Annotated in this window: 2 protein-coding genes and 1 pseudogene; 1 reads left to right on the top strand and 2 read right to left on the bottom strand. The window is 40.8% G+C overall.

The window, feature by feature from the left end; all coding sequences use genetic code 11:
- Nucleotides 1-576 (top strand): EAL domain-containing protein (locus tag AB4653_RS18420; protein WP_372104937.1); only part of this gene is annotated, 576 nt, incomplete at its 5' end.
- A 137-nt stretch (nucleotides 577-713) separates the two neighbouring features.
- On the opposite strand, the gene AB4653_RS18415 is transcribed toward AB4653_RS18420, so the two are convergent.
- Entirely contained in the window at nucleotides 714-1280 is a 567-nt protein-coding gene (locus tag AB4653_RS18415) for an OmpA family protein (RefSeq protein ID WP_012600426.1), read from the bottom strand.
- A 1-nt stretch (nucleotide 1281) separates the two neighbouring features.
- Nucleotides 1282-1542: pseudogene (locus AB4653_RS18410) on the bottom strand (pilus assembly protein TadG); the annotation flags it as partial.

Here is a 1542-nt window from a genome sequence, read left to right as displayed (position 1 = left end):
GTTATGCAGATCGCTCATTTACACCGAACGATAGAACAAAAGATCGGTCTTTCGATCAATATATCCGTACGTCAGTTTTCACATAAGTCGTTCTCAGAACACCTATTCACTACGCTTGAGAAATATCAGTTCTCACCAAGCTGTTTAACGCTCGAGATTACTGAAAGCTTGTTCATTGAAGATGTGGCTATAGTGAAACCACTATTTGAAGCCCTCAAAGAAAACGATATTAAGATCTCTCTGGATGACTTCGGTACGGGCTACTCGTCATTGAGCATGTTAAAAGCACTCCCTATCGACGAACTTAAGATTGATAAGAGTTTCATTGAAAACATAGCAGTCGATCAACAGTCACTAACAATGGTCCAGAACATCATCGCTATCGGTAAAAACTTCGGTATGGTGGTGTTGGCAGAAGGCGTAGAATCAAACGAACACTTCGCGATTCTAAAAGCATGCGGATGTGACTTAATGCAAGGTTACTACTTCTCTCGCCCTATTCCTTATGATGAGTTATGCAAGTATCTAACACCGGCTCAAGTTATGGCTACAGAACTACCAGAACCCACGTTGTAACTGTTTGGGTACTTTACCTGGTTAAACGAATAACGCTATAGATTAAAAAGGGAACCCAAACGGGTTCCCTTTTCTTTACACACCACTTAACAGAGCGGCCCAAAAAATAAAAATACAGACAACGACAACAAAGCCCATTACGACTTAACTGTTATCACAACTCGTCGGTTACAACCTGTTGCCTTATTGTCTGTGACTTTACAAATTGGTGCACTTTCGCCATACGCATATTCAACAATGCGATTCCCTTGATGAAGATCTTTCTTCAAGTAGCTCGCCACTTGTCCTGCTCGGCGAGATGACAGTGCTTTGTTGTAGCTTTTACTGCCTAAGCTATCTGCATGACCTTCTATATAAATCTTGGATTTATCTCCCACCAAGCTAAGGTACTGCCCTAATACTTGTTTATGGTTTTCATCCAATAGGTACACGTTAGTTGGATAATTGAGCACCAAAGATTGCGTCGCTTTATCATAGAAACAGACATCATCTTGAGCTGCGATTTGAATGACTTCACTCTCTCTATTGAGCACCTCATTTTGAGGTTTTTCATCAAGCTTTATTAGCTTTCCAGTCACTTGTGTCGTAACAGTATGAGAAGACACCAACGTTTTCGAAGTGACGTATTCGCCGACATTGCCCAAGCAGTTTGCATAGCTCAATGGAGACAGTAGTATCGTAGACATAATTACTAGGTATCTCATGTTAATCCTTTAGTTTTCCGGTTTCTTCATTAATCAAATTCAGAATGTACTTGTACACATCTTCACCATCTTTTGCGTGGTAGATGTTTTTCTTACCAAAACAATCCCCAAAGCCATCACTTTCATTTACTTTGTAATTAATACCAATGACGCCCATCGTGACTTTGGTTTTTTCAGCTTCAGTCGGCGAGTTACTTTGGAAGCGATTTCGTTTGGCCGATATAGTTGAGCGCAGCTTTTTACACAGCCCTTGGTCCACTAG

Origin of the sequence: Vibrio sp. 10N.222.48.A3 (assembly GCF_041475345.1) — a bacterium.
GTDB classification, from domain to species: domain Bacteria; phylum Pseudomonadota; class Gammaproteobacteria; order Enterobacterales; family Vibrionaceae; genus Vibrio; species Vibrio tasmaniensis_A.
Note: the sequence above shows the minus strand (reverse complement) of the source record. Positions and strands in the feature narration are given on the sequence as shown.